This is a genomic window from Mycobacterium sp. TH-M106, assembly GCF_057473765.1.
The window spans coordinates 1-4185 of the sequence record NZ_JBYCLE010000197.1 but is presented as its reverse complement, the minus strand read 5'-3'; the positions used below and the strand labels follow the sequence as shown (position 1 = coordinate 4185).

The 4185-nt window shown below is 68.7% G+C and carries 4 protein-coding genes and 2 pseudogenes; all 6 read right to left on the bottom strand.

Annotation, left to right across the window (positions count from 1 at the left end):
* Positions 1-45 precede the first annotated feature (45 nt).
* Positions 46-1242, bottom strand: a complete 1197-nt coding sequence (locus tag AC2VOP_RS06775) for an argininosuccinate synthase (RefSeq protein WP_486960247.1) — start codon at positions 1240-1242, stop codon at positions 46-48.
* Between the two features lie 24 nt (positions 1243-1266).
* Positions 1267-1740, bottom strand: a complete 474-nt coding sequence (locus AC2VOP_RS06770) for an arginine repressor (RefSeq protein WP_486960246.1) — start codon at positions 1738-1740, stop codon at positions 1267-1269.
* Positions 1741-1756: 16 nt separating this feature from the next.
* Positions 1757-1827 (bottom strand): annotated as a pseudogene (locus AC2VOP_RS06765) (hypothetical protein); the annotation flags it as partial.
* 38 nt (positions 1828-1865) lie between these two features.
* Positions 1866-2792 (bottom strand): ornithine carbamoyltransferase, encoded by a 927-nt coding sequence (argF, locus tag AC2VOP_RS06760; protein WP_486960245.1) that lies wholly within the window; start codon positions 2790-2792, stop codon positions 1866-1868.
* Complete coding sequence (locus tag AC2VOP_RS06755) at positions 2792-3976, bottom strand: acetylornithine transaminase (RefSeq protein ID WP_486960244.1); 1185 nt, start codon at positions 3974-3976, stop codon at positions 2792-2794. The genes argF and AC2VOP_RS06755 overlap by 1 nt, the downstream gene beginning before the upstream one ends.
* Positions 3973-4185, bottom strand: a pseudogene (locus AC2VOP_RS06750) (acetylglutamate kinase); the annotation flags it as partial. The gene AC2VOP_RS06755 and the pseudogene AC2VOP_RS06750, both read right to left, overlap by 4 nt.

Sequence of the window (4185 nt, the reverse complement as noted above, 5' to 3'; positions counted from 1 at the left end):
GCGGCCCCGCTGGTGCGATTTTGTGCATGCTCGCGGTCGACCGGGTCACCGTGCGTCCCGGGCTGCGGAGATCTTCGACGACAACCCGTGCAGCTGCACGAACCCGCGGGCAGCCGACTGGTCGAACGCGTCGCCCTCGTCGTAGGTGGCCAGGTTGAAGTCGTAGAGAGATTCTGCGCTGCGGCGTCCATTCACCGCGATGTGGCCGCCGTGCAGCACCACGCGGATCTCCCCGGACACGTGCTGCTGGGTGTGGGCGACGAACGCGTCCAGGGCGGCCTTCAGCGGCGAGTACCACAGACCGTCGTACACCAACTCGGCCCAGCGCTGGTCGGTGTGCCGTTTGAACCGTCCCAACTCGCGTTCCAGGGTAAGGTGCTCGAGTTCGGTGTGCGCGGTGATCAGCACCATCGCACCGGGCGCCTCATAGATTTCGCGGCTCTTGATACCCACCAGCCGGTCCTCGACGACGTCGAGCCGCCCGACGCCTTGGGCGCCGCCGCGGCGGTTGAGCTCGATAACGGCCTCCAGCACGCTGACCCGACGGCCGTCGATCGAGACCGGCACGCCCGACTCGAACCCGACGACCACCTCGTCGGGGGTGTTCCAGTTGACGCCTGCGTCGTCGGTGTAGGCGTAGACGTCCTTGGTCGGCGCGTTCCAGAGGTGTTCTAAGAAACCGGTTTCCACCGCACGGCCCCAGACATTCTGGTCGACGGAGAACGGTGAACGTTTTGTGACATTGATCGGGATGGCGTTCTGCTCCGCGAAAGCGATGGCCTTCTCCCGGGTCCACGCGTAGTCGCGGACCGGGGCCAACACCTCCAGATCCGGTGCCAGCGACGCGAAGCCAACTTCGAACCGGACCTGGTCATTGCCCTTGCCGGTGCAGCCGTGTGCGACGATGCCGCCGCCGTGCTCGCGCGCGACAGTTACCAGGTGCTTGGCGATCAACGGCCTGCTGATCGCCGACACCAGCGGATAACGGTCCATGTACAGCGCATTGGACTGGATTGTGGGCAGGCAGTATTCTTCGGCGAACTCGTCGCGGGCGTCGACCACGACGGCCTCGACGGCACCGCAGTCCAGCGCACGCTGGCGCACCACCTCCATGTCCTCGCCGCCTTGACCCAGGTCGACCGCCACGGCGACCACCTCACGGCCGGTCTCCTTGCCGATCCAGCTGATCGCGACGGAGGTGTCCAGACCGCCGGAGTAGGCCAAGATGACGGGTTCGGACATGAGTCGATCTCCTTCGGTTCTGCCTCAGCTCTTCTGGAACTCTGCCAGCACGGCGGCGAGCTCGGCGCCGGTCATCGGCTCGCGCGCCGCCACAAAGATGGTGTCATCACCGGCGATGGTGCCGACGACGTACGGTAGCGCCGCGCGGTCGATCGCGCTGGCCAGATAGTCGGCGGCGCCCGGCGGGGTGCGCAGCACCGCGAGGTTCCCGCTGGCGTCGGTGGACACCAGCAGCTCGCCCAGCAGCCGGGACAGCCGCCCCGTGCCCCCGGAGACCCCGCGGACCGGGCTGCCGTCTTCGGGGATGACGTAGACGCCGGCACCGCCGTCAACCCCCCTTAGTTTCACCGCGCCGAGCTCCTCCAGGTCCCGCGAGAGCGTGGCCTGGGTGACGTCGATGCCGTCAGCGGCCAGCAGCGCGGCCAGCTCGGACTGGCTGCGCACCGGCGCCGACGACAGCACCTCGACAATGCGCGCCTGCCGGCCAGCTCTAGTCATGCGCGCCGCTCCTCAGCATCACTACGCTCTGCATCGTCGCCGGCGCGGGTCATGCGCGCCGCTCCTCAGCATCGCTACGCTCTGCATCGTCGCCGGCGCGGGTCATTGTCATGGTCATGCGCGCCTCATGGAGACAGGTCCAGCAGCCACGCCAGCAGCGCCTTCTGCGCGTGCAGCCGGTTCTCGGCCTCGTCCCACACCGCGCTGTGCGGACCGTCGATCACGTCATCGGTGATCTCATGGCCCCGGTGCGCCGGAAGACAGTGCAGCACCACCACATCGGGGTCGGCGGAGCTGACGAGTTCGGTGTCGACCCGGAACGGCCGGAACGGCTCGACCCGATTGCGCCCATCGCTTTCCTGACCCATCGACGTCCAGGTGTCGGTCACCAGCACGTCGGCGTGCGCTGCGGCGCTGCTGGGTTCGGTGGTCACCGTCACCGACCCGGCGGTGGTCGCGGCACGTTGTTCCGCGGCGGCCAGGACGGCCGGGGCCGGCGCGAAAGCGGCCGGCGCGGCGATGGTGACGTGCACGCCGGCGGTGACCCCGCCGAGCAGCAGGGAGTGCGCCATGTTGTTGGCGCCGTCGCCGAAGTAGGACAGCCGCAGGCCTTTCAGCGATCCCTTCCGCTCGGCGATGGTCTGCAGGTCGGCCAGCACCTGACACGGATGGAACTCATCGGAGAGCGCGTTGATCACCGGCACCGTCGCGGCACCGGCCATCGCAGTCAGTCGGTCCTGGCCGAAGGTGCGCCACACGATCGCGTCGACATAGCGGGACAACACCCGGGCGGTGTCCTCCAGCGTCTCCTCGCGGCCCAGCTGGGTGCGACTGCCGTCGACGACGACGGCGTGGCCGCCGAGTTGGGCGATGCCGATCTCGAACGAGAACCGGGTGCGGGTGGAGTTCTTGTCGAAGATCACCGCGACGCCGCGTGGCCCCTCCAGCGGTCGGCGGCTCAGCGGATTTCTCTTCAGTTCGGCGGCCAAGGCGAGGATCTCGGACTGCTCGGTTGGCGAGACGTCGTCATCACGCAGGAAGTGACGGGTCATCACGGCTCCTCTTGGGCAGTGTCGAGAACACGGGGCAGCGCGCTTAAGAATGCGTCGATCTGGGCCTCGGTGATGATCAGCGGCGGCGCCAACCGCACGACATCACCGGAGGCGCCGTTGACCAGGAACCCGGCCGCCCGGGCGGCGGCCTCAACGTCTTTGGCGCGCGGCGCGGTGAGCACTACGCCGAGCAGCAGGCCGCGGCCGCGGACGTGGTCCACCAGCGGGTGCCCCAGCGCCTCGATGCCGTGGCGCAGCGTCTTGCCCAGCACGTCGGCGTGGTGGACCAGATCCTCGTCGGCCAGCACCCGCAGCACCGCCAGTGCGGCTGCGGTGCAGACCGGGTTGCCGCCGAACGTGCTGCCGTGCAGCCCCGGAGTGAACAGGGTTGCGGCAGGCCCGGTGGCCAGGCAGGCCCCGATCGGCAGCCCACCGCCCAGGCCCTTGGCCAAGGTCAGAACATCCGGGGTGATTCCGTCGTGCTGGTGGGCGTAAAACGTTCCGGTGCGGCCGATTCCCGTCTGCACCTCGTCGAACACCAGCAGTGCGCCCCGGGCGGCGGTGATCTCGCGGGCGGCGGCCAGATAGCCGTCGGGCGGGACCACGACACCGCCCTCCCCCATGATCGGCTCCAAAAACACCGCGGCGGTGTCGTGACCGACCGCATCGGTCAGCGCGACGGTGTCGCCATAGGGCACGTGCGTGACGTCACCGGGCAGCGGTTCGAACGGCGCCCGCTTGTCCGGCTGACCGGTCAGTGCCAGCGCCCCCATGGTGCGGCCGTGGAAAGCACCTTGGGCAGCAACGATTTTCGTGCGGCCGGTGAGCCGCGACAGTTTGAACGCCGCCTCGTTGGCCTCGGCGCCGGAGTTGGCGAAGAACACCCGCGCTGGTGTACCCAGCAACTCGACGAGCGCCTCGGCCAGCGCGATGCCGGGCTCGGTGGCATACAGGTTGGAGGTGTGGCCCAACGTCGAGAACTGAGCGGTGACTGCCTCGATGACCGCGGGGTGGCAGTGGCCGAGGATGTTGACCGCGATCCCGCCGAGCAGGTCCAGATAGGTTTTGCCGTCCACGTCGGTGACCACAGCACCGTCGCCGCTGGCCAGCGCCACCGGCGGAGTGCCGTAGTTGTTCATCATCACCGCGGACCACCGCTGTTGCAGCTGCTCGGTGCGGTTCATGCGCCGACCACCTTCGTGCCGGTACCGGCGTCGGTGAACAGTTCGACCAGCACACAGTGTTCGACCCGGCCGTCGATGATGTGTGCGCTGGGCACCCCACCGGCGACGGCCCGCAGGCACGCCTCGACCTTGGGCGCCATCCCGGCCTGCAAGCTTGGCAGCAGCTGGGTCAGGGTGGCGGTGTCGATCTCGCTGACCAGCGAGTCGGT